The organism is Streptoalloteichus hindustanus (assembly GCF_900129375.1).
GTDB classification, from domain to species: Bacteria; Actinomycetota; Actinomycetes; order Mycobacteriales; family Pseudonocardiaceae; genus Streptoalloteichus; species Streptoalloteichus hindustanus.
The window spans coordinates 1-25381 of sequence record NZ_FQVN01000006.1 but is presented as its reverse complement, the minus strand read 5'-3'; the positions used below and the strand labels follow the sequence as shown (position 1 = coordinate 25381).

The 25381-nt window shown below is 70.7% G+C and carries 19 protein-coding genes, 1 tRNA gene and 1 pseudogene; 11 read left to right on the top strand and 10 right to left on the bottom strand.

Going from position 1 to position 25381, the window contains the following annotated elements; genetic code table 11:
* Positions 1–3 precede the first annotated feature (3 nt).
* The gene (gene argS / locus BUE43_RS18865; protein ID WP_073485076.1) at positions 4–1671 is read right to left on the bottom strand and encodes an arginine--tRNA ligase; all 1668 of its coding nucleotides are present in this window, start codon (positions 1669–1671) and stop codon (positions 4–6) included.
* A gap of 386 nt (positions 1672–2057) precedes the next feature.
* On the opposite strand from argS, the gene BUE43_RS18860 reads away from it, so the two are divergent.
* From BUE43_RS18860 to BUE43_RS18850, 3 genes are all read left to right on the top strand, one after another.
* Positions 2058–2846: a DUF3105 domain-containing protein gene (locus tag BUE43_RS18860; RefSeq protein WP_073485073.1), complete on the top strand. Its 789-nt coding sequence runs from the start codon at positions 2058–2060 to the stop codon at positions 2844–2846.
* Positions 2843–3634, top strand: coding sequence for a DUF305 domain-containing protein (locus BUE43_RS18855; RefSeq protein ID WP_083959830.1), 792 nt, complete (start codon positions 2843–2845; stop codon positions 3632–3634). Before BUE43_RS18860 ends, BUE43_RS18855 begins: the two co-directional genes overlap by 4 nt.
* Positions 3635–3801: 167 nt before the next feature.
* Complete coding sequence (locus tag BUE43_RS18850) at positions 3802–5778, top strand: acyl-CoA dehydrogenase family protein (RefSeq protein WP_073485071.1); 1977 nt, start codon at positions 3802–3804, stop codon at positions 5776–5778.
* Between the two features lie 359 nt (positions 5779–6137).
* Here the strand turns inward: BUE43_RS18850 and BUE43_RS18845 are convergent, their stop codons facing one another.
* A complete protein-coding gene (locus tag BUE43_RS18845) occupies positions 6138–7295 on the bottom strand; it encodes an ROK family transcriptional regulator (RefSeq protein ID WP_073485069.1) in 1158 nt (385 codons plus the stop codon).
* 222 nt (positions 7296–7517) lie between these two features.
* Between BUE43_RS18845 and BUE43_RS18840 the strand changes: the two genes are divergently transcribed.
* The gene (locus BUE43_RS18840) at positions 7518–8795 is read left to right on the top strand and encodes an APC family permease (RefSeq protein WP_234995827.1); all 1278 of its coding nucleotides are present in this window, start codon (positions 7518–7520) and stop codon (positions 8793–8795) included.
* A 1-nt stretch (position 8796) separates the two neighbouring features.
* Here the strand turns inward: BUE43_RS18840 and BUE43_RS18835 are convergent, their stop codons facing one another.
* Positions 8797–9720 (bottom strand): cation diffusion facilitator family transporter, encoded by a 924-nt coding sequence (locus tag BUE43_RS18835; protein WP_073485064.1) that lies wholly within the window; start codon positions 9718–9720, stop codon positions 8797–8799.
* A 77-nt stretch (positions 9721–9797) separates the two neighbouring features.
* Complete coding sequence (locus BUE43_RS18830; protein ID WP_073485062.1) at positions 9798–11537, bottom strand: SDR family oxidoreductase; 1740 nt, start codon at positions 11535–11537, stop codon at positions 9798–9800.
* A gap of 106 nt (positions 11538–11643) precedes the next feature.
* On the opposite strand from BUE43_RS18830, the gene BUE43_RS18825 reads away from it, so the two are divergent.
* Positions 11644–11718: transfer RNA gene (locus tag BUE43_RS18825), tRNA-Arg, on the top strand.
* 187 nt (positions 11719–11905) lie between these two features.
* Here the strand turns inward: BUE43_RS18825 and BUE43_RS18820 are convergent.
* Positions 11906–12103 (bottom strand): site-specific integrase, encoded by a 198-nt coding sequence (locus tag BUE43_RS18820; protein WP_073485060.1) that lies wholly within the window; start codon positions 12101–12103, stop codon positions 11906–11908.
* A 1686-nt stretch (positions 12104–13789) separates the two neighbouring features.
* Entirely contained in the window at positions 13790–14590 is an 801-nt protein-coding gene (locus BUE43_RS18815) for a helix-turn-helix domain-containing protein (RefSeq protein WP_073485058.1), read from the bottom strand.
* A 1745-nt stretch (positions 14591–16335) separates the two neighbouring features.
* Between BUE43_RS18815 and BUE43_RS18810 the strand changes: the two genes are divergently transcribed.
* Positions 16336–17175, top strand: a complete 840-nt coding sequence (locus BUE43_RS18810) for a hypothetical protein (protein WP_073485055.1) — start codon at positions 16336–16338, stop codon at positions 17173–17175.
* A 176-nt stretch (positions 17176–17351) separates the two neighbouring features.
* Here BUE43_RS18810 and BUE43_RS35645 read toward each other — a convergent pair whose 3' ends face one another.
* Positions 17352–17945, bottom strand: a complete 594-nt coding sequence (locus tag BUE43_RS35645; RefSeq protein WP_073485053.1) for a TetR/AcrR family transcriptional regulator — start codon at positions 17943–17945, stop codon at positions 17352–17354.
* 63 nt (positions 17946–18008) lie between these two features.
* On the opposite strand from BUE43_RS35645, the gene BUE43_RS18800 reads away from it, so the two are divergent.
* Positions 18009–18668 carry a molybdopterin-dependent oxidoreductase gene (locus BUE43_RS18800; RefSeq protein WP_073485050.1) on the top strand — a complete coding sequence of 220 codons (660 nt, stop codon included), beginning with the start codon at positions 18009–18011 and terminating at the stop codon, positions 18666–18668.
* Positions 18669–18824: 156 nt separating this feature from the next.
* Here BUE43_RS18800 and BUE43_RS18795 read toward each other — a convergent pair whose 3' ends face one another.
* Complete coding sequence (locus tag BUE43_RS18795) at positions 18825–19505, bottom strand: TetR/AcrR family transcriptional regulator (protein ID WP_200797592.1); 681 nt, start codon at positions 19503–19505, stop codon at positions 18825–18827.
* Between the two features lie 118 nt (positions 19506–19623).
* Between BUE43_RS18795 and BUE43_RS18790 the strand changes: the two genes are divergently transcribed.
* The 3 genes from BUE43_RS18790 (at position 19624) to soxR (ending at position 22163) form a co-directional block, all read left to right on the top strand.
* Positions 19624–20592, top strand: a complete 969-nt coding sequence (locus BUE43_RS18790) for a zinc-binding dehydrogenase (protein ID WP_073485047.1) — start codon at positions 19624–19626, stop codon at positions 20590–20592.
* Between the two features lie 25 nt (positions 20593–20617).
* Positions 20618–21529, top strand: a complete 912-nt coding sequence (locus BUE43_RS18785; RefSeq protein WP_200797591.1) for an LLM class flavin-dependent oxidoreductase — start codon at positions 20618–20620, stop codon at positions 21527–21529.
* A 172-nt stretch (positions 21530–21701) separates the two neighbouring features.
* Positions 21702–22163 carry a redox-sensitive transcriptional activator SoxR gene (gene soxR, locus BUE43_RS18780; RefSeq protein ID WP_073485045.1) on the top strand — a complete coding sequence of 154 codons (462 nt, stop codon included), beginning with the start codon at positions 21702–21704 and terminating at the stop codon, positions 22161–22163.
* Positions 22164–22551: 388 nt separating this feature from the next.
* Here the strand turns inward: soxR and BUE43_RS18775 are convergent, their stop codons facing one another.
* Positions 22552–23457 carry an LLM class flavin-dependent oxidoreductase gene (locus tag BUE43_RS18775; protein ID WP_200797590.1) on the bottom strand — a complete coding sequence of 302 codons (906 nt, stop codon included), beginning with the start codon at positions 23455–23457 and terminating at the stop codon, positions 22552–22554.
* Positions 23458–23540: 83 nt separating this feature from the next.
* Positions 23541–24248 carry a TetR/AcrR family transcriptional regulator gene (locus tag BUE43_RS18770; protein ID WP_073485043.1) on the bottom strand — a complete coding sequence of 236 codons (708 nt, stop codon included), beginning with the start codon at positions 24246–24248 and terminating at the stop codon, positions 23541–23543.
* Positions 24249–24491: 243 nt separating this feature from the next.
* On the opposite strand from BUE43_RS18770, the pseudogene BUE43_RS18765 reads away from it, so the two are divergent.
* Positions 24492–25381: pseudogene (locus tag BUE43_RS18765) on the top strand (Fe-S oxidoreductase); the annotation flags it as partial.

Below are 25381 nucleotides of genomic sequence, written 5' to 3'. Positions count from 1 at the left end.
GTCTCACATCCGCTCTGGGGCGCTCACGCCGAGCAGGCCGAGGCCGTTGGCCAACACCTGCCGGGACGCGGCGCACAGCTGGAGTCGGGCAGTGGTCAACGGGGTGGCCGGCTCGTCGCCCTGCGGCAGGACCCGGCACGAGTCGTAGAACTTGTGGTAGGCGGTTGCCAGGTCCTCCTCCAGGTACCGCGCGATGCGGTGCGGCTCGCGCAGTTCCGCGGCGGAGGCCACGACCTTGGGGAAGTCGCCGAGCGTGCGGATGAGGACACCCTCGCGCTCGTGGGTCAGCAGTCCGAAGTCCACGCCGTCCAGGTCCACGTCGACCGGGATGTCGAGGTCCTTGGCCGCGCGCAGCACGCTGGAGATCCTGGCGTGCGCGTACTGCACGTAGAAGACGGGGTTGTCGTTGCTGCGCTTGACCAACAGGTCCAGGTCGATGTCGACGGAGGAGTCTACAGAGGACCGGATCAGCGAGTACCGCGCCGCGTCGACGCCGACCGCCTCGACCAGGTCCTCCAGCGTGACGACGGTGCCGGCGCGCTTGCTCATCCGCACCGGCCTGCCGTCCTTGACCAGGTTCACCATCTGGCCGATCAGCACCTCGACGACGTCGGGGTCGTCGTCGAAAGCCGCCGCGACGGCCTTGAGCCGCGCGACGTACCCGTGGTGGTCCGCGCCGAGCATGTAGATGCACAGGTCGAACCCGCGCTCCCGCTTGTCACGGAGGTAGGCGATGTCGCCCGCGATGTAGGCGGGGGCGCCGTCGCTCTTGATGACGACGCGGTCCTTGTCGTCGCCGAACTCGCTGGAGCGCAGCCACCACGCGCCGTCGGCCTCGTAGAGGTGGCCGTGCTTCTTCAGCTCCTCCACCGACCGCTCCACCGCACCGGACCTGTGCAGCGAGTCCTCGTGGAAGTAGACGTCGAAGTCGGTGCCGAAGTCGTGCAGGCTCTTCTTGATCTGCTCGAACATCAGGCCGACGCCGACCCGGCGGAAGGTCTCGTTCCGCTCGGCCTCCGGCAGGTCCAGCGCGCCCGGCTCGGCGCGCAGCACGTCGGCGGCGATGTCGGCGATGTAGGCGCCGCCGTAGCCGTCCTCCGGGGCCGGCTCGCCCTGCGCGGCGGCGACCAGGGACCGCACGAACCGGTCGATCTGGGCCCCGGCGTCGTTGAAGTAGTACTCGCGGGTCACCTCGGCGCCCTGCGCGGCCAGCACCCGGCCGAGCGCGTCGCCGACGGCGGCCCACCGGGTCCCGCCGAGGTGGATCGGGCCGGTCGGGTTGGCCGAGACGAACTCCAGGTTGACCTTCAGGCCGGCGTGCCGGTCGCCCCGACCGTAGTCGGCGCCGGCGACGCGCACCTCGCGCACGATCTGGCCCTGGGCGTCGGCGGCCAGCCGCAGGTTGAGGAAGCCGGGGCCGGCGACCTCGGCGGAGGCGATCCCCTGCCGGGCGCCCAGCGCCTCGGCCAGCCACCCGGCCAGCTCCCGCGGGTTCACGCCCAGCTTCTTGCCGATCTGCAGCGCCAGGTTCGTCGCGTAGTCGCCGTGCTCGGGATTGCGCGGACGCTCGACCGTGACGGTCTCCGGGAGCGCGGTGGCGTCCAGCCCTCGGGAGGCCAGCACGTCAACGGCGGTGGAGCGAACCAGGTCAGCGAGCGCGGCAGGAGTCACCTGACGCAGTCTAGGGGGGCGTTAGCGCTGGTCCTGACGGGGCCGACAGTCTCCCGAAAACTGGGACGGGGTGGACACGGACGCCCGCCGCACCCCACCTGCCCAGCCTCTTCCGCAGCTCTGGCGCCCCGCCCTCTCCGCGACGGGCGCGACGCGTGTTTCTGGTGTTTCTCCAGGGGGCGGAGTGAACCCTGAGAGAGATCCACAGCCCGCACCTGTGAGGACCGGCACCCCACGAGGGCCTGCCGAGTAGCCCCGGCTGCGCCACTCGGCCCCGCTGACCTGCGGCGGAACGTGACCCACCGTTTCGCGGGTTGACGTGTTCCTTATGTCGGCTCCCTAAACTTGCGGCGGCAATCGGCGCGGGGAGAAGAGGTCGGACGAACATGCCGAAAGGCAAGAACAGCAACAGAGCGGTGACAGCCGCACGGTCGTCGATGGGGTCGACCAAACCCAAGCCGTGGGGCGCGGTGGCCGCCGTCGTGGCCGTCCTGCTCTTCGCCGGTGGCGTCTTCGGCTACGTCTACTCGAAGCACTCCGACAACCAGGAGCGCGAGGCCAAGCTCGCGCAGTGGACGCCGTCGGACTCCAACAAGGACCCGGCCAAGCAGATCCCCGGTGTCGAGACCCACGACTACGCAGCGCAGCGGCACGTCTCGGCCGCGCAGCGGGTCGCCTACGACAGGACCCCGGCCTTCGGCGGTCCGCACGACGGGTTCTGGGCGGCCTGCAACGGCGTGGTCTACGACCGGGCCGTGCGCACCGAGAACCTGGTCCACTCGCTGGAGCACGGCGCGGTGTGGATCGCCTACAACCCGGACCAGGTCAGGGGTGAGGCGCTCGACGCGCTGCGCAAGAAGGTCGAGGGCCAGCAGTTCATGGTGATGTCGCCCTACCCCGGTCTGGACCGGCCGATCTCGCTCCAGTCGTGGGGGCACCAGCTCAAGCTCGACAACGCCGGCGACGAGCGCATCGACCACTTCGTCCGCTCGCTGCGGCGCAACCAGTTCACCTACCCGGAGATCGGCGCCTCCTGCGACGCGCTCGGCCCCGGCCAGTTCGACCCGGACAACCCGCCGGCCTTCGACCCGGCCCCGCCCGGTCCGGACGCGGTGCCGATGAACGGCGGTGTGGACGCCAACCAGCAGCCGGGCGGCATGGGCCAGGCCGGATGAGCACGCCCGGCAGCGGCGACGCCGGCAGCGGCGCCCCGGGCGGGACCGGCGCCGGCGGTGGGGACACCGCCGGCGTCACCCCGGCGGCGCCGAACCCGGTGGCCAGGGTCGTCATGATCAGCGCGGCGGTGCTGGCCGTGCTGCTGCTCGGGGCCGCCGGCGGGATGCTGATCGGCCTGCCCCAGCTCAGGGACCAGTCGGCGCCCTCGGCCGAGTCGGTCGACGTCGGCTTCGCGCAGGACATGAGCGTGCACCACCTCCAGGCGGTGCAGATGGCCGGCTGGGCGCGTGAGCACACCGCTGACCCGGTGGTCCGGCAGATCGCCTACGACATCGAGAGCACCCAGCAGGAGCAGGTCGGCCGGATGAAGGGCTGGCTGGCGCTGTGGAACCAGCCCGAGGTGCCCTACGGCGGCTACATGGCGTGGATGACCGACGCGGGGAGCGGGCACTCCGGGCACGGTGCTCCTTCGACCGGCGCCTCCTCGACCGGCGCCTCCTCGGCCGGCGCCGACCGCCGCTCGCCGACCATGCCCGGCATGGCGTCCCAGCAGGAGCTGACCTCGCTGCGGTCGCTGTCCGGCAAGGATCTGGACGTCTTCTTCCTGCAGCTGATGCTGCGCCACCACAAGGGCGGCGAGTCGATGTTGCGCTACGCGGCGGAGCGCGCCGGACAGCCCGTGGTCCGCAACCTCGCAGCCAGCATGCTCAGCACCCAGAGCAAGGAGACCGAGACCCTCCAGTCCCTGCTGACCGAGCGCGGCGGCCAGCCCCTCCCACCGAACTGACCGGCGTCGCGTCAGTCGTCCCACCGCCCCTCGGGGCGCGCTGACCGGGGTGGGTGAGCGCTGCGGACCGTGAACGCGGAGCGTGAGCGGGGGCGCGCTCCGGCGGGTCGCGTCGGCGTCCGCGCGGTCGTACCGTCGGGGCAGTCCGACGCGGCAGGGGGTCTGCCATGACCGCAGTGGATCCGGCCAGGCGGGGCGCGTCCCGCGGCGCGCCGACGACGGTGGACGAGCGGGAGGCCCGACGGGTCGCCGAGGCGGCTCGGGAGACCCACTGGCGCCGGCCGAGCTTCGGCAGGGAGCTGTTCCTGGGCCGGCTCCGCCTCGACCTCGTGCACCCCTACCCGAGGAGCGACGAGGAGACGCGGCGGCGCGGCGAGGAGTTCCTCGACCGGCTGCGGGAGTTCTGCCGGACGCGGGTCGACGCGCAGCAGATCGAACGCACCGCGCGCGTCCCGGACGACGTCGTGCGGGGTCTGCGGGAGTTGGGCGCGCTGGGGATGCGCATCGACCCGGAGTACGGCGGGCTCGGGTTGTCGCAGGTCTACTACAACCGCGCGTTGATGCTCGCCGGCTCCGCGCACCCCGCCGTCGGCGCGTTGCTGTCCGCGCACCAGTCCATCGGGGTGCCGCAACCGGTCACGCTCTTCGGCACGCCGGAGCAGAAGCGGCGCTTCCTGCCCCGCTGCGCCCGCGGTGAGATCAGCGCCTTCCTGTTGACCGAGCCCGACGTGGGCAGCGACCCGGCCCGGTTGGGTGCCACCGCCGTGCCCACTGTGGATGGCGCTGTCGGTGCGGGTTACGTGCTCGACGGCGTGAAGTTGTGGACCACCAACGGTGTCGTGGCCGACCTGCTGGTTGTCATGGCCCGCGTGCCGACGTCCGAGGGGCATCCCGGTGGGATCACGGCGTTCGTGGTCGAGGCCGACTCGCCGGGCATCACCGTGGAGCACCGCAACGAGTTCATGGGGTTGCGGGGCATCGAGAACGGCGTGACCCGGCTGCACGGGGTGCTCGTGCCGGCGGAGAACCGGATCGGCGCCGAGGGGCAGGGCCTGCGGATCGCGTTGACCACGTTGAACACCGGGCGGCTGGCCCTGCCCGCCCTGTGCGCCGGGGCGGCGAAGTGGTGCCTGCGGATCGCCCGCGAGTGGTCGGCGGCCCGGGTGCAGTGGGGCCGGCCGGTGGGCGAGCACGAGGCGGTCGCCGGGAAGGTGGCGTTCGTCGCGGCCACCGCCTTCGCCCTGGAGTCGGTGCTGGAGCTGGCCGGCGAGCTGGCCGACGCCGGCGGGCACGACATCCGGATCGAGGCGGCGCTGGCCAAGCTGCACGGCTCGGAGCTGGCCTGGCTGGTGGCCGACGAGCTGGTGCAGATCCGGGGCGGCCGCGGGTACGAGACGGCGGCGTCGCAGGCGGCCAGGGGCGAGCGGGGCGTGCCCGCCGAGCAGCTCCTGCGCGACCTGCGGATCAACCGGATCTTCGAGGGCTCCTCGGAGATCATGCGGTTGCTGGTGGCCAGGGAGGCCGTCGACACGCACCTCGCGGTGGCCGGCGACCTGGTCGACCCCGGGGCCGACGCCGCGCGGCGGGTTCGCGCCGCGGCCAGGGCGGGCGGCTTCTACGCGCGCTGGCTGCCCACCCTCGTCGTGGGCCGGGGGCAGGCGCCCGGCGGGTACGGCGAGTTCGGGCCGTTGGCCGGGCACCTGCGGTTCGTGGAGCGGGCGAGCCGCCGTCTGGCCCGGCAGACGTTCTACGCGATGGCGCGATGGCGGGGCGGGTTGGAGCGCCGCCAGCGGTTCCTCGGCCGGGTGGTCGACATCGGGGCGGAGCTGTTCGCGATGAGCGCGAGCTGCGTGCGCGCCGAGGCGCTGCGCCAGGAGCACCCGGACGTCCCGGAGCGGGGCCGGTCGGCCTACGAGCTGGCTGACGCGTTCTGCCGTCAGGCTGAGCGCCGGGTGACGGAGTTGTTCCGCCGGTTGTGGTCGAACACCGATGCCACCGACCGGTCGTTGGCGAGGAGTGTCCTCGCGGGGCAACACACCTGGCTGGAGGAGGGAGTGCTCGACGCGTCGCTCGACGGCCCGTGGATCGCCGACGGCGAACCGGGGGACTCGACCTGCCAGGACGTGCACCGCACTGTCCACTGAAGACTGGCCACTGAGGACTGACCACTGAGGACTGGACTCGCGGCGACGCGGCCCGGGCCGTCCCCGCGGGTCCGACATCCCGGGAGCCGGGCAGGCTGCGGGACGGACTGGTGTGGCTGGCGCGGTGCCGTCCCGCAACTGGTCCCCGTCGTCACGCGGGCCGGAGGAGGCACGTCCCCTGTGCCGCCGTTCCCGTACGTTCCCCCCGCGACGGAAAGGACCCTCCTCCAGGGAGGAGGTCTCGTAACGCTAAGCCCCAACACCGATCCAGCAACCTCACCCTTTCGGGTGAAAATTGACCACTCTTGATCAAGAGAACGCGCCGAATGCTCAGCACGTCGTAGCAATCACTACCCCGTTCAGGTGAACGAGGCCCGGACGGCACGAAGTCGCCGGTCGAACACGGCCTCCCGGGCGACCGCCGTGCCGGTCGTGACCGCCCCGACGAGCACGGCGTCCTCCCCCAGTTCGCCGGGGACGACCCGCGGCGCCAACGGGGTCGTCCGGCGCAGGGACTCCGTCATCGACGGCAGCAACAGGTCCGCGTTCCCGCCGACGCCCCCACCCAGGACCACCAGCTCCGGGTCGACCACGGCGGCGACGGAGGCCACCACGTACGCCAGCCGCGCCGCCTCCTCCCGCACCACCAGCGACGCCCGCGCGTCGCCGTCGCGAGCCGCCGCGAAGACGTCCCTGGCCGAGCGCATCCCGCTCAGGCCGTGCCGCTCCGCCAGCGCGAGGACCGACCGCGCGGCCGCGGCGTCCTCCATCTGGCCGTGCTCCGCCGCCTCCCCGGCCACGCCCGCGAAGGGGAGGTAGCCGATCTCGCCCGCCGCGCCGTGCGCGCCCCGGAACAGCTCGCCACCGACCACCAGGCCGAGTCCCAACCCGGTTCCCACGCTCAGATAAGCGAAATCGTCGACGCCGCGAGCCGCGCCGCGCTCCCGCTCGCCGACCGCGGCGAGGTTGGCGTCGTTCTCCACCAACAGGTCGGGACCCAGCACCGCGGCGAGCTCGTCGAGCAACCCCGTGCGCCCCCAGCCCGGCAGGTTCGGCGCGAGCTGCACGGCCCGGTTCCGCCGGTCCGTCACGCCCGGGCTCCCCACGACCGTCGTGACCACCTGACCCTCAGCCAGCCCCGCCAGCGCGACGACGCGCTCCGCCAACTCGCGCACCGCGCGAACCAGCGCGGCACCCGACCGGCACCGGTTGCGTTCGTCCACTTTGGACACGATATTCCCGCCGAGATCGGCCACGGCCAACCGGAGCCGCTCCCGGCCGATGTCGACGGCGAGCACGTGACCGGCCGTCGGGTCGGCCTCGTAGCGGAGCGCGGCGCGGCCCGGACCCTCCGCCTGCCGCCCGACCGCGCGCACCAGACCCGCCTCCGCCAGACCGAGCAGGGCCTGCCCCACGGTCGGCTTGGACAACCCCGTTCTCCGCGCGATCTGGGGACGGGTCGCGACGCCCTCTCCGCGCAGGAGGTCCAGCACCAGCCGCTGGTTCCACTCCCGCATGCTCGCCGGGTTGCCCGCCCGTGGCGTCCGTGCCTCCACCGCCCCGCCCCCACCGTCCGGCCGTCGCGCGGGGTTCCCACCCCACGAGCGCTGTGTTAAGAAACTTTACTAACCCTGGTTCCGCGCGGGCGGAGGTGCGGCGTGACCGGAACGGCGACCACGGCCCGGGGCTTCGAGCGGCGGATCGGCCCGTGGCAGGCCACCGCCATCAACATGACCCAGATGTGCGGCATCGGGCCGTTCGTGACCATCCCGACGATGGTCGCCGTGATGGGCGGCCCGCAGGCCGTGCTGGGCTGGCTGGTCGGGGCGCTCGTCGCGCTCGCCGACGGCCTCGTCTGGGCCGAGCTGGGCGCCGCGCTGCCGGGCGCCGGCGGCAGCTACGTCTACCTCCGCGAGGCGTTCCAGCACCGCACCGGGCGGCTGATGCCGTTCCTGTTCGCCTGGACGGCGATGCTGTTCGTCCCGCTGATCATGTCGACCGGGGTGATCGGCATGGTCTCCTACCTCGGCTACCTCGTCCCCGGGCTGACCCCGGCGGCGGGGAGGGCGATCGGGGTCGGGGTCGTCGCGCTCGCGGTTCTCCTGCTGTACCGGCGGATCGGCGAGATCACCCGGCTGACCGCGGTGTTGTTCGCGGTCATGCTCGTCTCGGTGCTCTCCGTCGTGGTGGCCGCCTACACCCACTTCGACGCCGACCTCGCCTTCGCCTACCCCGACGGGGCCTTCGCCGCCGGCGGCCCGTTCTGGACCGGTCTGGGCGCCGGCCTGGTGATCGCGATCTACGACTACCTCGGCTACAACACCGCCGCGTACCTGGGTGCCGAGGTGCGGGACCCGGGCCGCACGCTGCCCAGGGCGATCCTGGTGTCCATCACCGGGATCATGGCGTTGTACTTCCTGCTCAACCTGGGCGTGCTCGGCGTCGTGCCCTGGCAGGAGGTGGCCTCGTCGTCGTCGGTCGCTTCGCTGGTCCTGGAGCGGAGCTGGGGGACGACCACCGCGCAGGTGCTCACCGCGTGCATCGTGGTCACCGCCTTCGGCTCCGTGTTCGCCGGACTCCTCGGCGGTTCCCGGATCCCCTTCCACGCCGCGCGGGACGGGCTCTTCCTGCCCTGGTTCGGCCGGTTGCACCCCCGGCTGCGCTTCCCGCACGCGGCGTTGCTGGCCATGGGCGCGGTGACGGCGGTCGGCTCGTTGTTCACCCTCCAGGACGTGATCAACGTGCTGACGGCGGTGTTCGTGATCGTCCAGTCGGTCGCCCAGGTAGTCGCCCTCGTGGTGCTGCGCCGACGCCGCCCCGACCTGCCTCGGCCCTACCGGCAGTGGCTCTACCCGCTCCCCTGCGTCGTGGCCCTGCTCGGCTGGGCGTTCGTCTACTACTCGGCCGGCCCGCGCCCCGTGCTGCTGTCCCTGGCCTGGCTGGCCGCCGGTGGCGTGGCGTTCCTGGTGTGGGCGCGGCGGCAGCGCACGTGGCCCTTCGGCCCGCTGCCCGCCTGACTCACCACGACAGCTCGCGGCACCGGGCGGCGCGCCCGACCGTCTCGACCTGCAACGTGGCGTGCTCGATCCGGTAGCGCTCGGCCAGCAGGCGCTGCGCGGCCTCCAGCACCCGGTCGTGCTCGGCGGCGGACTTCGTGGCCAGGTGCGCCGAGGCCACCTCCATGCCCGAGGTCAGCGTCCACACGTGCAGGTCGTGGACCTCGGTGACGCCCTCCACGGCGGCGAGGTCGGCCCGCAGCGCGGGCACGTCGACGCCCTCCGGGGCGTGCTGGAAGAGGATGCGGACCGCGCGGCGGCCCAGCCGCCAGGTGCGGGGCAGGACGAACAGGCCGATCGCCACACCGATCACCGGGTCGGCGTAGCGCCACCCGAACAGCAGGGTGACGGCGCCGCTGACCAGCACGCCGACCGACCCGATGAGGTCGGCCAGCACCTCCAGGTAGGCCCCGCGGACGTTCAGGCTCTCCTTGGCCCCGCTGCGCAGCAGCGCGAAGGAGACCAGGTTCCCGAGCAGGCCGACCGCCGCCGTGAGCAGCACGGGCAGGCCGGGGACCTCGGGCGGGGCGCTCCACCGCCCAGCGGCCTCGTAGAGGACGTAGCCGGCCACCCCGAACAGCAGTACCGCGTTGGCCAGCGCCGCCAGCACCTCGGCGCGGTAGAGCCCGAAGGTGCGGTCGGCCGCGCCGCGGGCGTTGCGGGCGACGAGGATGGCCGACAGCGCCAGTCCCACCCCGAGGACGTCGGTGAGCATGTGCGCGGCGTCGGAGACCAGCGCCAACGAGCCCGTCGCGAGGCCGACCACGACCTCCAGCACCATGAACGCGGCGCCGATGACCAGCGCGGCGACCAGCCGGCCCACGTACCGGCCGGACGCGCTGCCCGCCTGCCCCGGCGCGACTCCGTGCGAGTGTCCGTGCCCCATGACCCCAACATATAGCGACATGCGCATACATGCAAAGGTGATCACCGGGTGGACCGCGTCGGGGCAGGCGCCCGGAGTCAGGGCATGTAGCGCTGACCGAAGACCCGCATCACCCAGGAGAGCGTCTCCGGCGCGATCCGGGAGAACGCGTACATGACCCGCGACTCGGGGGTCACCAGGACGAGGAAGCGCCGCCGCTCCACCGCCCGCAGCACGGCCCGCGCGACGAGCGCCGGCGGACGTCCCCAGGGCCCCATCCGCTCCTCGACCACCGATCGCGCGCGCTCCCGCTCGGCCTCTGACTCGCCGGTGAACGACATCCCCTGGATGAAACCGGTGTCGATGAACCCCGGGCACACCACCGAGACGTCGATCCCCTGCCCGACGACCTCGTCCCGCAGGCTCCGCCCCAGCGCCAGGAGCGCGGCCTTGGTCGCGGAGTAGGCGGGGAGCCCGGACGACGGCGCGAGCGCCGCCGCCGACGAGGTGATCACCAGGTGGCCGCCCCGACCTCGCGCCAGCAGTTCCGGCACGAACGCGTTCAGGGTCCAGACCGAGCCCAGGAGGTTGACGTTCACCGTGCGCCGCCAGTCGGCCTCGCTCGTCGCCGCGAACGGCCCCGTCATCCCGACGCCCGCGTTCGCCATGACCACGTCGGGCACACCCTGCTCGGCGCAGACCGTCGCCGCCGCCTCGCGCACGGCCTCGGCGTCGCTGACGTCCACCCGCTTCGCCCACGCGCGGACGCCGTGCTCCCGCACCTGCTCAGCCGTGCGCTCCGCCGCCGGGCCGTCGATGTCCCACACGACGACGTCGGCTCCGGCCTCCGCCGCGGCCAGCGCCGTCGCCCGGCCGATGCCGCTCCCCGCGCCAGTGATCAGCATGAGCTGACCCTCGAACCGGCGACGGGGCCCGTCCACCCTGGCCCGGGCCAGCTCCCGGGGCGCCGCCTCACCCGACAGGTGGTCGACGAACTCGGCGATCGCCCGGGCGACCAGACCGGGGTCGGTCCGGGGCGCCCAGTGCCCGGTCGGGATGTCCCGCCGCCAGAGCCGGTCGCACCACCGGTGCGTGTCGTCCACCGACCTCGGGTCCACGTACGGGTCCCGCGTCGGAACCAGGAGTTGCACGGGCACCTTCGTGGTCCGCTGCCGGGGCTCGCCCAGCCGCGCCCTGATGTTCGCCCGGTACAGCTCGACGCCGTTCGCCGCGTCCCGGGGAAGGCTCTCCGCACCCGTCACTCCCCGGCGGCGCAGCGCCTTCGCCCACGCGGGGCCGATCGCGTGGCGCAGCGCGAGCTCCGGCACCACCGGGAGGTGCAGCGCGTAGACGTACCAGGAACGGAGCCCCTGGCGGAGCACGTCGCGCCACGCGCCCGGCCGCCGCAGCCGCTCCCGCAGCCAGTGCCCCAGGTGGTCCAGACACGGCCCGGAGATCGACGTGTACGACGCGAACAGGTGCGCGTACCCCGGCTCGGTGACCGCCTCCCACGACTGGATGGACCCCCAGTCGTGCCCCACCAGGTGGACCGGGTCGTGCGGGCTCACCGCCCGTATGACGGAAACCACATCGGCCGCCAGCTGGTCGAGCCGGTAGCCCTCCCGACCCTTCGGCCGACCCGACCGGCCCGCCCCGCGCACGTCGAAACGGACCACCCGGAACCGCTCACGCAGACGCTCGGCCACCCCGTCCCACATGCGGGAACTGTCCGGGAAGCCGTGCACGAGCAGCACCGTCGGCCCCGTGGGGTCCCCCTCCTCGCGGACCACGAGCCGCACCCCACCCGACTCAACGACACGCTCACGTATCGAATCCATCTCGTCACGTTAGGGACGAGCCGGGCCCCCGAACCAGGGGGGTGTGCGAAGCACCTCCGAACATGCGCTAAGCTTCTCCACGTCGCCGCGAGAGATCGCGAGACGGGCCCCCGTAGCTCAGGGGATAGAGCACCGCCCTCCGGAGGCGGGTGCGCAGGTTCGAATCCTGCCGGGGGCACCACCACAGAAGACCCGCTGACCAGCAGCAATGCCGGCCAGCGGGTCTTCTGCTATCTCCAGCCCTGTCCGGCTGACACCGGCGAAACCCGGCCGTTTTCGGGCGTCTGTGCCGAGGGTGTGCCGACGAAATTCCGCCGAACCCGGCTGAGGCCCCGAACCACGGCCCATCAGCAGTGATCTCGGTCACGTCACTCAGTGTTGATGTCAGGGTGGTTCAACGCCCCCTGGAGCCCCTTCTCGACCAGCGCCCGGGCGGCGTCGTTGGAGCCACTGAGCACATGGGCGTAGATCCTGAACAGCACCTCTAGGGAGTGCCCAGCCCACTCGGCGACCTGCTTCGGCGGCACGCCGGAGCTGAGCCACAGCGAGATGCCAGCGTGCCTCATGTCGTATGGCGACGCAGCCCAGGTCTGTGGCTGCGACCTCTGGAGCGAAGGCCATCTGCCGCGCCTTGCGCCAAGCCCGGAGAGTCGTGAGCTTGGGAAGCTCCCTGGTGTTGAGTTACCACCGGGACGGCACCCGTTCGGACGTGGGCGCTTCAGGAGGTCGGTCAGCGGGGGTGGGCTCGGCGTGGCGCGCGTTTCGCCCAGGCCTCGCTGCCTGAGCGCCCCCTCGTCCCTGTCTTCCCGTTGTCAGTCCAGCCCCTCCCGACCTAGGGCTCCGCGCCGGCCAGGTGCAGCCAACCCCACCCTGTCGGGGAAGGTTCTGGCCACAGTGCTCTGAAGTACTAGGCACCAAAGTAGATAACCCGCTCACCAGCCACCAGTCTTCTCCAATCACGTACAACAACGTTCGTAGCTCCGGATTCACCACCAGACGATGGCCCACTACCGCCACCATCTCAGGGACAGCCTTGGATTCTTTCCCAGCGGGCTGGAACTCCGCCGCGTTCCGCCACAGCACAGTCCGATTCCCTTTTTGGTCAGTCAAGACAGCTTCGCTTCGTCCCTGCCGAAGGCCCAGCGGCTCAAAGCCGAACGAAACAGGCCGTCCCGCAGCTTTCCCATGTCCGTCACGAGAAGCGCCATCGTGACCGGCGATGGCGTCTCGGGCTCTGTTCATCGGTAGTACGACCGCCGCATGTCCTTCTACCTGCGTCGTGGTCGTCATCGCCGCACCAGACACGAGGCCACACACCTCGTCCTTGCCACGGGCACCAACGGTTTCAGACCCCAAACCTCTCCGCCAGTGCTTGATCCTGAACGGCTCGTGCCGCTCGCCCACCATGTAGACCTGGTCTTCTAGATACAAACGTCGCAGGTGGTAATCAGCACACGCAGTGGGGGTAGTCGTCCCAGCCCGGACCAGTGTTCGGAAAGCGTGGTTCGGACAGGACGCGGTGGAGAGGTTCGAGGCGTCGCTGAGATCGTTGCGTGGGTAGTTCTTGACCTGGCGGCCGGTCACCGACGGAGATGTTGCTGCTTACCCTCGTACTGGTGCAACATCTAACTGAACGCCACGCCGTGACGCCCCATCGCCAATACTCGTTCCAGGGGACGTCGTCGATCACCTTGAGCCGGTCCAACAGCTGAGTGCGCGGGTGATCCTCCGAAGTGGACGCGGCAGCCGGCGAACAGTCGGTCACGAATCGATCCCGCGTCGAGTCTCGCTTGCCTCCGCGGCGAGACCAGCGCCGCGGACCTCGTCGATCAGTAGATCCCGCAGTCTCCTCCACCGGCATCTCCGGCTCGAACGTCTCCAGCACGGCGAGGTTGGGGGGCCGAGCCACTCACATTTGCCGTGCGAGCTGCTCCAACGCTGGTCAGCCACGGTGCCCTGGGAATGCCGCCTCGTGACCGCGGCGACCACCCCGAGTTCGCCCCGGGGCGGGTCCGTTGGATGAGTCACGGGCTGCGATGGCCCGTCATCCTGCCCAGCCCCGAACGCCACCAACACCGTCGTGCTGTGGATCACCGCTCCCGCGGTCCACCAGTGGCAGCAGGGCCATGGTGAGGGGGCTGCAAGAGGTATCGGCATGGGGCTGACGAAAGATGGGAAGAGGAACCGCCCCGGCCTTAGGGCCGAGGCGGTTTCGGGGGGGCACGCTTGCGGTGTTCCCAAAAGCCTCCCCCTCAAAGTTCCTCGGTATACTCCTGCCCACGAAAACCGCGGAGGCGTACGCAGGTGTCCCACCACTGACGTGCGAGAGCGGCGGAGCCACCACACGCGCGAACAAACGTCGCGACGTAGGCGGAACGCCGCGGAGCCTGACCGGCCGTACACAGTTTGTGTGCCAACCCGTGGGACAACGTCGTCCCACCGAGGAGCTGGCTTCGATCTGCGATCGCCTTGTAGGACAAGCCCATGTGCTGCTTAATCTGCAGTAACGCCCGGGACAGGTCCTCCCAGCTGGCAATCTGACCGGGGTTCGGCCAGAGTGCGATATCGCCGGGACTGAGCTCTACGGGAACCGACGCCGGGGAGCAGCGGTGCGCTGTGACCTTGTCGCAGTACCAGCACTCAGCGACGCTAATGGTCCCCGGGGACCAGAACCCCGCGGTGCGCTTGATCAGGAGGACGACGGGCGAGTACTGCGCTTGGCAGCAGGTGTAGACAGTGTGTTTCTTTCGCGCCTGCCGCTGCCGCACGGCGTTCCGCTTCTGCCGCTGCTGTGCACGAGCCTTCTCCCACAGCATCTGGTACTCGCCGTGCCGATGGTCCGGCACGTGGGCCTCGCGGAGATAGCACTCCACGATGTCCCAGCGCGGCACGTGCAGGCCGCTCTCGATGTGGGAAATGCTCCTGAGCTTGTAATCGACCAGCGTCGCCATCCGCTCCGGCGTCAGGTGGGCGCGGCGCCGGAGGTCATGCAGCTCCTGTCCGAACCGCCTTGCCAGGTCCACCCTGGGCTCGGGGGAGTTGGGCGTCAGCACGAGCCACCCGCTCCCCTCGACGGCGGGGTCAATCCGGGCGGGAGCCGCCGGGCGATCTCGGCCGCGAGTAATCCCGTGCCTCCCACGATGGCCAGCGCGGGGGTGGGCGCGTTGATGCGGCGGACCTGCAGGACCTCCGTGACGACCAGGACACGTCCCCGGGGCCGCCCGTAATTGGTCGGAACAGGTGGAAGAAATTGACACATACGGATGAAACTCCTAGCCGGCCTACATATGAGGAGCCGGCCGCGGGGGCATTTGTCGCTGCACCTCGCGGCAGGACGTCAGCATCATGCCGCATCTGAGGGAGCTGAGGCAACACCAACACACATGCCTACGCGCGACCGACAGTCGCGTACAGCATCTTTTCTCGAGGCTGCAGGATGATTGTCGTCGCAGGTCAAAGCCATGACGGCGGCGCAAGAGAGGATGACATGAGTATCCACGCCATCAGACAGCCTTGATTTGTGGATGATCGTCTCTCAAGCCGGAAGGGCTCGCACCGCAGCGAGCGAAGCGCGATTAATTGAGCCCGGATGCAATTCTTCGTTGCTGGAAGGTTCTGCAGCAACGACAGCCAAGAAGTTGGGACGGTCGGGACGAGTGCGCCGCTCTCAGCTGCGACTTCGCCCCCAGTGCCCCACTCCTCAACGGCGACCAGCGGGGCCAACCAGGCCGATACCCCAGGGGAAGGCCGTAGCCGTAGGTCCGTCCGGACCCGAGCTACTCCGGGCGGTGGGCACGGCGGACCAGCGAGCGTGGCGTTCCCATCGCCTGGTGATCGCTGCCGCCAGGCCACGGTCGATCAGCAGTCGGCATTCCTGCTCCACCTGACGTTCGTAGTCGCCCGCCCCAGCGGTGCCCCGCGGCTCCCGCACTGTGCCCGCGCGCTGCGTCGCCGATCTCCCGAGACGAGATCTACAGCGCCGGCCTACGGCTGTACACCCACGATCTGTCGTTCAGGTTCAAGGATACCGGCTCTGACCCCAAGCACCTGCGACGACCCGTTCACCGTGATTCGGTAGGTGCTCATCCCGAGGCGCACAACGGCGATGATCACGTGATCTCTTTAGAGTGACGAGCCCTTCGGAGTTCGACCACCTGCCTCCAACCCCGGCTGCCGCGGGGTGCCGAAGGACCAAAAGGTTCTCACAGCGATCGTAGGGGGCGAGCGCCTTCCCCCCTTTCTACGACGACACCGTGGACGTCCTGGTCTCAACAACGTAGGAGATCCAGCCCAGTCAGTCACCGTATCTAGAGCACGTCCGGGCGTGCAGGACGCCAGTGGGACGTTGGCCAGTCGGCGAGCTCCGATGCCACGAGCTACGCGTAGCCGACCTCCAAGCGGCTTAGCGACGTACTTGAACAGCACTCTCGACGGCTCCGCGTCCATCCTGTCGCGAGCCCAGGAGATCCAGCCGTGGTCGGCAACCGCGGCCCGGCCACTGCCAGGTCAACACGCACGTCACCAGCATGAAGGAGCCCATCACCCGCGGCAGCGTCAATCGTTCACACTGCCCCATCTACCCGCCCTCGGCGATCACCCGGCGGAGCTGAGCCACCTCCTCCAGGTTGCTCAGGCGAAAGATCCCTAGGCCAGGAGCAGCAGCCGAAGCGAACGCTGACCATTTGCTTGACACCACATCAAAAGCAACTGGTGACCCTTTTGACAACCGTCTCCACCCTCTGGTGGGATGTGCTTCCTCAGCCACTCAGGTTTGCCGCACTGCGATGGAGGTACCACCGTGTATAGCACGATCGAGTTAATCACTCCCGAGCTGGCTAGCCAGTGGCTCCTCCTCAACGTCCACAACAGGCCGTTGAGCAAGACCTTTGTTCAGCAGCTGGCCCAACAGATCACGCGCGGCGAATGGCAGCTCACCCACCAAGGTATCGCCTTCGACGAGGACGGGCATCTAAGCGACGGCCAGCACCGCCTGGAGGCGATCGTCAAAGCAGGCATTCCGGTCCGGTCTGTCGTGACACGAAATGTTCCGCGCTCCGCGTTTGTGGTTATGGATACCGGACGCAAGCGCGGTGCCCGCGATGCTCTCGCCCTCGTAGGCGAAGAGCACCCCACGTTTTTGGCACCTGCATTGCGCGGTCTGCACCTATACTTGGCAAGTCCAGAAACCGCATGGAGCGGACAGAGTTCGGTGGTAAGCAACGAACTCCTTCTATCACTCCTGCGCGAGCATCCCGGAATACGGGAAGCCGTACGTCAAGGCATCCCGATGAACAAGGCGTTCCGCATCACTGTTACCGCCGCAGCCGTCGGCTGGTATATATCGTCTCGTGAACGTCCGGAAATTGACCAGCAGCCGTGGTTTGACGGACTAGTTACCGGCGCTGGTCTCCGTATCGGGGATCCACGTTTGACCTTACGTAACACCCTTTTGAACATGGCAGCCGGAAAGGCACACCGGAGGCGTGAGGACTCCCGGGAGCACCTGCTCTACTACTTGAAATCCTGGAACGCCTGGGTAGAGGGGCGCGAAATGAAGCTGCTAAGGCGTTCTCCGGGAGAAAAAATGCCGCGCATTTCCCGGCGTACAGCTCCACCCAAGCTCCAAGAAGACGGCTGAAGCTCAACCGCATTCTGTTCTTCAGATCGGCACAGTGCAGGGGAAGTGGGCTGCCCACTCCCCGCAACATTGCTTACGCAGCGAACTCCAGAGCCCACTTTACTGGGCGGCGTCGCCATCCTGGATAGATGAGAACTGCGCTAGTTGTGACATATCGCGAGCGCAACGAGCACAGCTCAACGAGACCGGAGGAGGGTGCGGGTGGTGGTGGTGACGAGGGTTTGGTGGGCGGGGGTCAGGTTGTCGGCCAGGAGGTGGCGGCGGATGACGGCGTAGGGGAGGTCGACGACGGCGAGGGTGACCAGCTCCAGGTGGTCGGGGGACGAGGAGCCGTAGATCTCGGTGGCGAGTTGGGAGATGAGGGCGGTCACCGGCGTGTTGAGGGTGGCGAGGGTGGCCTTGGTGCCGGGCGGGACCTCGTCGGAGCCGAGGAGGTCGTCGCGGCGCGCGAGGAGGAGTAGGCGGGCGTCGGCGGGGCGGGTGAGGGCAAAGTCGACCGATGAGGCGGCAGCGGCGACGGCGCGGGGGATGCCGGGAGGGGCGGCGGCGGTGGCCGAGAGCAGGTCCTCCTGGAAGCGCTGGACGGTTCGGGTCCAGAGGCGGGCGAGGAGGGCCGTGCGGGAGCCGAAATGGTGGTAGATCGAGCCGACCGGGGCACCACTGCGCTCGCTGATGGCGCCGGTGGTGGCCGCCGCGGCGCCGTGGGCGACCAGGAGGTCACGGGCCGCGTCGAGGATCTGGTCGTCGCTGTGCACGCGTCGTCGGGCCACGCTGATGATGCTAGTCTGCGCGTTCTAGAACGGTCCCTCTAATACAGACGGGAGGCGGACGGCGTGGATCAGTTGCCGCCAGGCCAGGCCATCGCTCCGCTCCGCAGGTTCGGGCTGACGCAGTTCGCCGGCGTTCTGCCGACCGTGCCCGCACACCCCGTGGTCACGGTGACGGGAGCGGTGCGCCGGCCGACACAGTTCGACGTCGCCACGATCAGCGGGCTGCCCGGGCGGCGGGAACAGCTCAGCGACCTGCACTGCGTCACCACGTGGAGCGCCACGGAGCTGAAGTGGGGCGGCGTCCCCTTCCGGGAAGCGCACGAGTGGCTGACCGGGAAAGTGAAGCCACATCCCCGTTGCGCGTGGGTGGTGTTCGTCGGGCTGGACGGATACCGCAGTTGCCTGCGGCTTGACGACGCTCTCGCCGAGGACGTCCTCTTGGTCGACAGCCTCGATGGAAGGCCGCTCACGGTGGAGCTGGGCGCACCGCTTCGTCTTGTGGCGCCGGCGCATTACGGCTACAAGAGCGTCCGGCACGTGTGCGCGGTGGAGTATCGACTCAAGTACGACGCGGGTCCCGGCGGCTGGAAGGGACATCCTCGCGGTCGTGTCGCGCACGAGGAGCGGAGCCGGTTGCTGCCCGGATGGCTGTGGCGGTCAGTCTGGCGACGCGCCCTGCCTCTGGCACGACGTCGTTACGAGGCCATTGACGGTCGGTCGTGACTGGAATGGACGCGGCTACAACGGCTTCCTGGTGACACACTCGCGACCAGGTCGGCAGGAACCGGGGCGAGCGAGCGTCTTTTCCGTTGCGCAGAACGAAAAGCCAGGCGAATGCCGATCCGCTGAGTCCCGCTGGCCGGGGTCACGGCGCGGGGGTCACGAGAGGTACCAGCGGTTCTCGTAGTCTTCGAGGCTGGGCTTGGGGCCGGGGAGGGGGTCGCCGTCGGTGACGCGGAGGCCGGCCAGGGCGAGGGCGAGAAGTCGGAGCTGGACCTGCTCGTCGGCGGTGTTCCGGCAGCGTGAGCCGAACGAGCGGCCGAACAGCTCGATGAGCCGCGAGATGTCCACTGTGTTCACGTCGGGCCGCAGGCCGCCCTCGGCCTGCGTTCGCTGGACGAGCTCCTGGAGCAGCTCCCGACTGCGACGGTAGGTCCGGTCCATCGCCTCCGAGACCGGGATCGTGCCGGCGACCGGCGAGAGCGCGCCGTAGCGCGCCCGCACGCACCGGTGCACGAACTCGACGAAGGCCGCCCAAGGGTCCTCTGTGGACGCCAGGGCCTCCTCCGCGGCCAGGACCGCCTGCTCCATGGAGAGCTGGCACAGGTGCTGGATCAACTCCACCTTGCTGCCGTAGCGGCGGTAGAGGCTCCCCATGCCCACGCCCGCGCGCTTGGCGACCGCCGAGACCGGCGCGTCGGCGCCCTCGCACGCGAACACGTCGCGCGCGGCCTCCAGCACCCGCTGGTCGTTCAGCTCGGCCTCGGCCTGCCGCCCCCGGCGCCGGCCCCCCTCCCTCGGCGCGCCGGCGCAGCAGTCGGCGGTGGCGTCGTCAGTCACACTCCGCATCCTACGTCGACCGGAGCGGATCACTCCGCTACGTTTAAACGGAGCGATTCGCTCCGGAAGGTGGGCACACCGGGGACAGGCCGGAGCGGTCATGCGGGAAGGAGCTCCCATGCGGGTTGTGCGGTTGAACGAGTTCGGGGCGCCCGACGTCCTGGTGCCCGGCGAGGCGCCGGACCCGACGCCCGGCGCCGGCCAGGTCGTGATCCGGGTGGCCGTCGTCAACATCACCTTCGTCGAGACCCAGATCCGGGCCGGCCGCGCGCCGTTCCCGACGCCCGAACCGCCGTTCGTCCCCGGCAACGGCGTGGGCGGCGTCGTGGTCGCGGTGGGCGACGGCGTCGACCCGGCGCTGGTCGGCACGAAGGTGGTCAGCACCACCGGAGGGTCCGGCGGCTACGCCGAGCTGGTGGCGGTGAACGCCGGCGACGTCGTGCCCGTCCCCGACCAGCTCGACATCCAGGTGGCGACGGCGGTGCTGGCGGACGGGCGCACGGCGATCGGCCTGGCCAGACTCGCCGCCGTCGCCGAGGGCGAGTGGGTGCTCGTCGAGGCCGCGGGCGGCGGCGTCGGCAGCCTCCTGGTTCAGCTCGCGGTCGACGCCGGCGCGAACGTGATCGCCGCCGCCGGCAGCGAGCGGAAGCTCGCCGTGGCACGGGATCTGGGCGCGCGGGTCGCGGTGAACTACTCGGATCCGAAGTGGACGGACGAGGTCCTCCGGGCGACCGGGGGCGCCGGGGTGGACGTCGTGTTCGACGGCGTCGGCGGTGAGGTGGGCAACGCCGCCCTCCGCCTGGTGGCCAGGAACGGCCGGTTCGTGCGGTCGGGCCTCGCGAGTGGACAGTGGACCGACACCTCCGCCCCCGACGTCGAGGAGCGCGGAATCCGGTTGCTGGGCCTGGCACAGGTGGCGCCCAGCCCCGCCGAGTTCCGCCAGCTGATCGTCGACGCGCTCGACGCGGCGGCGTCCGGCCGGCTGCGGCCGGTGATCGGCCAGACCTTCCCCCTGGAGCGGGCCGCCGACGCGCACGCCACGATCGAGGCGCGCGCCGCCGTGGGCAAGACCCTGCTCCTCCCCTGACCCGGCCGGCGTGAAGGAGATTTCCGTGGCCACGATCGAGATCGGCGTCCACCTGCCCACGTTCGGCAAGCAGCCGGGCGCCCCCTACGGGTACATCCGCGAGGCGGCGCGACGCGCCGAGGACGTCGGCCTGGACGCGGTGTGGAGCGGCGACCAGCTCGTCACCGGGTTCCAGGGTCCCGTGCTGCACAGCGGCATGGTCCTGGCCACCGCCGCCGCCGTGACCGAACGCGTCCGGATCGGCTTCGGGGTGCTGATCCTGCCGCTGCGCCCGGTCGCCTGGGTCGCCAAGCAGGCCGCCTCGCTCCAGTACCTGTCCGGCGACCGGCTGGTGCTCGGCGTCGGCTCGGGCGGGACGCCGCACGGCCTCGCGCCCTGGCAGGCGGTCGGCGTTCCCCCCGAGGAGCGCGGCCGCAGGACCGACGCGGCGCTCTCGGTGCTGCCCCAGCTCATCGCCGGCGAGCCGACCCGGCTCCCACAGGAGCCGGACCAGCCCGTGATCACGCTCTCGCCCGGGGTGGCCGTCCCGCCGATCCTGGTCGGCGGCAACTCCGGGGTCGCGAAGCGCCGCGTCCTGGAGTACGCCGACGGGTGGTTCCCCTCCTCGCTGCCGCCCGAGACCCTCGCCGTGGAGGTGGCGCGGCTGCGGGAGCTCGCCGCGGAGCGGGGACGGCCCGCGCCCCGCGTGACGATGGGGGTGATGGCCGCTCTCGGCGACGCGGACGCCGACGCCGCGATCTCGTCGCTCGTGAACGCCTACCACATTCCGCGGGAGCACGCCGAGTCCATCCTGTTGACCGGTGGCCCACGCCAGGCCGCGGAGCGCTTCGCCGCGTACGCCGAGGCCGGCGCTGACCACATCGCCGTCAGCCTGAACGTCGGACCCTGGGAGCCCCAGTACGACGTCCTGGGCGAGGCGCGTTCCCTCCTCCAGTGACCGCCCGCCCGCCCGCGCCCTCGTCGGGGCGCGGGCGGGCGCGGTCCCGGCACGAACACCGTTGCTATCCACAGTGGACGGTCAAGGGGAGTCACGGCCACCCGAACGGCCGGAAGCCGCCGGCCGGGCACGGCGCACTCGCGCGCGACCCGAAAGTTTATTGATTCCAGTTATGATCCAAGACGTGGACCAGGGCCGGAAAGAACTCAGCGTGGGGCAACTGGCGGCCCGCAGCGGGGTCGCCGTGTCGGCGCTGCACTTCTACGAGGCCCAGGGGCTGATCCATTCCCGGCGCACGTCGGGAAACCAACGACGATTTCGCCAGGACACGCTGCGCAGGGTGGCGTTCATCCGCGCGGCGCAGCGGGTGGGGATCTCCCTGGCCGCCGTGCGGGAGGCCCTGGCGGAACTGCCGGCCGACCGCACACCGACCCCGGACGACTGGGCCCGACTGTCCACCGAGTGGCGGGTCGAGCTGGACGAGCGCATCGAGCAACTCGTTCGCCTGCGGGACAACCTGACCAGCTGCATCGGCTGCGGGTGCCTGTCCCTGCACGACTGCGCACTGGCCAACCCCCAGGACGTCCTCGGCGCGCACGGCCCCGGCGCCCGGCGTCTGCTCACCAATCCCTGAACCGCGCGGGAAGAGCCCGCCCAGCCTTTTCTTCCCCCGCCAGGTCAGCGGACCTCCGCGCAGTTTCGACCCCTCCTCCGCGGGCTCGCTCCGCCGCCAATTCCCTGTCATTGCTGGGAACTGTTTCCACAACGACCTCGACAACGTTCGTCCGCCCGCCCGGCAGACATACGGTGCCGGGTATTCGCGCCGGCTCCGACGTCAATGCGTCTGTTGATCGACATCGCGCCGAACCGGCCCCCACCGTTCCCGCCGCCCCATGGTTCACGGCACACCGCGGCCTGACGTCGCGAGAGCGGACTCGGCGGCAGAGCACCCCGTTCCACCGAAGCTCCCGTCCATCCACAAAGGACAGTGCTTGCCCGGGCGAGGGCGGGAGCGGAGAGAGTCAGCCCGCGAGGATCCGCCGGGCCTCGGCCAGCAACTCGCACTGGAGCTGCCAGTTGCCCCCGAACGCGCACACCACCACCTGCTCGGCGCCGACCTCGGCGAAGGTGGCCAGCCGCTCGGCGACCTCGCTCGGCGGGCCGCTGACGACCAGCGCGTCCGTGTGCTCGTAGGGCAGGCCGAACTGCTCGGAGAGTTGCCGCGCGAGCTGCTCGTGCGGCAGTCCGCCGAGGTGCGCGTCCAACGTCGCGAAGAGCTGGACGCCCACCTCGGGGGCGGGCCGGCCAGCCGCCTCCGCCAGCTCGCGCAGCTCGTCCTCGCCCTGCCTGATCTCGCCGGGGGTGGCCAGCGCCGGCAGCCACCCGTCGCCGAACCGGGCGGTGCGCCGCAGCGCCACCGGGGAGTTGCCGCCCACCCACACCGGCGCCGGGGGCACTCCGGGAAGCAGGGAGATCGAGGCGTCCTCGGCGTAAGGCACCTTGGTCCGCTCCCCCGCCAACAACCCGGGAAGCGCCCGCAGGGCGGCGTCGGTGCGCCTGCCCCGCTCGCCGCGGGGGACGCCGGCCGCGGCCCACTCGTCCGCCCACTCCCCGCCCACGCCGACGCCGAGCAGCACCCGGTTGTCCGACAGGGTCTGCAGGGTCTGGATCTGCTTGGCCACCCAGGCCACGGGACGCAGCGCGAGCTGGAGGACGGCGAAGCCGAGCCTGATCCGCTCGGTCACCGCCGCCGCGGCGGCCAGGGTCAGGGTGCTCTCCAGGAACGGCGCGTTGGTGGCGAGGTGGTCTCCGACCCACAGCGAGTCCAGGCCCAGGTCCTCGACGTGCCTGGCGACCGCCACGGGAGGGGCGACCGCGCCGTCCGCTCCGGTCAGGGACGAGTGGTTGATGCCGAGTTCAGGCAGCACGGAGGAACTCCTACGGGGAGGGAGGAACGGCTTGGTGTCGTCGCCGGGACTGCCGGGCGGACCTCACGCCCGGGTTCTCGACGTCAGTCGGGTCTTTCCGGGAGCCGACGACTCCGCCCGGGTTCGAGGACGAAGTGCTCGTCGAGCTGCGTGGCGCTGAGGGCGGGACCGGGCAGGGCCGGGGCGTCGGTGGCCGCCATGCCGTCGAGGACGAGCTGGAGGTGGCGCTGGGTCAGCTCACGGCGCAGTTCGGACGGCTCGCTGGGCAGCGGCCGGGTGAGCAGCGTCAGCAGCAGCCGGATGTCTCCCACCGTGACGTCGGGCCGCAGCGCGCCCTCGGCCCGCGCCGCGGTGACCATGCGGTCGAGGAGCTCGGACATCTGACCGACGATCTCCAGCACCTCCGGGTCCCTGGGGACGTGTCCGCCCACCGCGGGCGGCAGGGCGCCGGGGCCCACCGAGTAGCCGCGCAGCACGAAGCGGCGCAGCGCGGCCCAGGCCGTGGGCTCCTCGACCCAGGCCCGCTGGGCCTCGGCCAGCACCAGCCGGCCGTGCTCGGCCACCACCTGGCGGATCAGGCCGGACCGGTCGCCGAAGTGCCGGTAGAGCGTGCCGATCCCGACGCCGGCACGGCGCGCGACCTCCTCCAACGGGACGTCGGGTCCGCGTTCGATGATCGCCGCGCGGGCGGCGTCGAGCAACCGCGACCGGTTGCGCCGGGCGTCCGCACGGGGGACGGCAGCGCCCTCCACGCGGTCCGGCCGGTCCGAGTCGGCGGCAAACGGAGGCATAGCCGCCACTTTAGAGTCGATTCCGGAGGGTTGTCCACCGCTTAGTCGGTGACCCGGGCGCCGACAGGCGGCTGCCGACCGGGAGGAGGTGGGCCGCCCGACGTGTCGGGAGCCGGACCTGGGGCGACGACTTCGGCCAAGATCGGCCGTGGCGCCTGCGACGCGAACCACACCGGATGGTTACTGGTGAGTAATATGTCGTAGTCTCCCTCGGCAACACTTTCCGCACAGGAGGCCGCGAGCATGGGTGCTCTGCAGATCGCGTTGGGGCTGATCTGCGTCGCCGTGACTGTCGTCGCAGTGGCGATGCTGGCGCGGACCGTGATCCAGATGGTGCGCACGGTCCGCCTCGGCCAACCGGACTCGACCCGCAACGGCCCGATCGGCGTCCGCGTGGTCACCACCGTCAGGGAGGTGCTCGGACACACCCGGATGCTCAAGTGGACCAAGGTGGGCATCGCCCACTGGTTCGTGATGATGGGCTTCCTCGGCATGCTCCTGGTCGTCGCCGAGGCGTACGGCGAGGTGTTCCAGCCGAGCTTCGAGCTGCCTCTCATCGGCGAGTGGGCCCCGTGGCACCTGTGGGTGGAGGTCCTGGGCTGGGCCACCGTCGTCGGCATCCTGACGCTGATCGTCATCCGGCAGTTCCACCACCCGCGCCGGTCGGACCGGCAGTCCCGGTTCGCCGGGTCGCACATGGGCCGGGCCTACTTCATCGAGGGCATCGTGCTCGTCGAGGGCCTCGGCGTGGTGTGCATCCGGGCGGTCAAGCACGCCGCCGGCCTGATCCACCCGCCGGTCTGGGCCGCGCCGCTCACCCACGCGCTGGGCGCGGTCGCGCCGAGCGGCACCACGCTGATCTCGGTCCTCGCCGCGATCAAGATCCTCAGCGGCATGGCCTTCATCGTCGCGATCTCGCTCAACATGACGATGGGCGTGGCGTGGCACCGGTTCACCGCGTTCTTCAACATCTACTTCAAGCGGAACGCCGACGGCGCCGTAGCACTCGGCCCGGCGAAGCCGATGATGAGTGGGGGTAAACCCCTCAACTTCGAGGAAGCCGACCCCGACACCGACACCTTCGGCGCCGGCAAAATCGAGGACTTCACCTGGAAAGGCTGGCTCGACTTCAC

What these genes read in the sequence shown, in the direction of transcription:
- BUE43_RS18860 (WP_073485073.1), top strand. Translation starts at nt 2,058, where the DNA reads ATGCCGAAAGGCAAGAACAGCAACAGAGCGGTGACAGCCGCACGGTCG.
- BUE43_RS18855 (WP_083959830.1), top strand. Translation starts at nt 2,843, where the DNA reads ATGAGCACGCCCGGCAGCGGCGACGCCGGCAGCGGCGCCCCGGGCGGG.
- BUE43_RS18850 (WP_073485071.1), top strand. Translation starts at nt 3,802, where the DNA reads ATGACCGCAGTGGATCCGGCCAGGCGGGGCGCGTCCCGCGGCGCGCCG.
- BUE43_RS18845 (WP_073485069.1), bottom strand. Translation starts at nt 7,295, where the DNA reads ATGCGGGAGTGGAACCAGCGGCTGGTGCTGGACCTCCTGCGCGGAGAG.
- BUE43_RS18840 (WP_234995827.1), top strand. Translation starts at nt 7,518, where the DNA reads ATGTGCGGCATCGGGCCGTTCGTGACCATCCCGACGATGGTCGCCGTG.
- BUE43_RS18835 (WP_073485064.1), bottom strand. Translation starts at nt 9,720, where the DNA reads ATGGGGCACGGACACTCGCACGGAGTCGCGCCGGGGCAGGCGGGCAGC.
- BUE43_RS18830 (WP_073485062.1), bottom strand. Translation starts at nt 11,537, where the DNA reads ATGGATTCGATACGTGAGCGTGTCGTTGAGTCGGGTGGGGTGCGGCTC.
- BUE43_RS18820 (WP_073485060.1), bottom strand. Translation starts at nt 12,103, where the DNA reads ATGAGGCACGCTGGCATCTCGCTGTGGCTCAGCTCCGGCGTGCCGCCG.
- BUE43_RS18790 (WP_073485047.1), top strand. Translation starts at nt 19,624, where the DNA reads ATGCGGGTTGTGCGGTTGAACGAGTTCGGGGCGCCCGACGTCCTGGTG.
- soxR (WP_073485045.1), top strand. Translation starts at nt 21,702, where the DNA reads ATGATCCAAGACGTGGACCAGGGCCGGAAAGAACTCAGCGTGGGGCAA.
- BUE43_RS18770 (WP_073485043.1), bottom strand. Translation starts at nt 24,248, where the DNA reads ATGCCTCCGTTTGCCGCCGACTCGGACCGGCCGGACCGCGTGGAGGGC.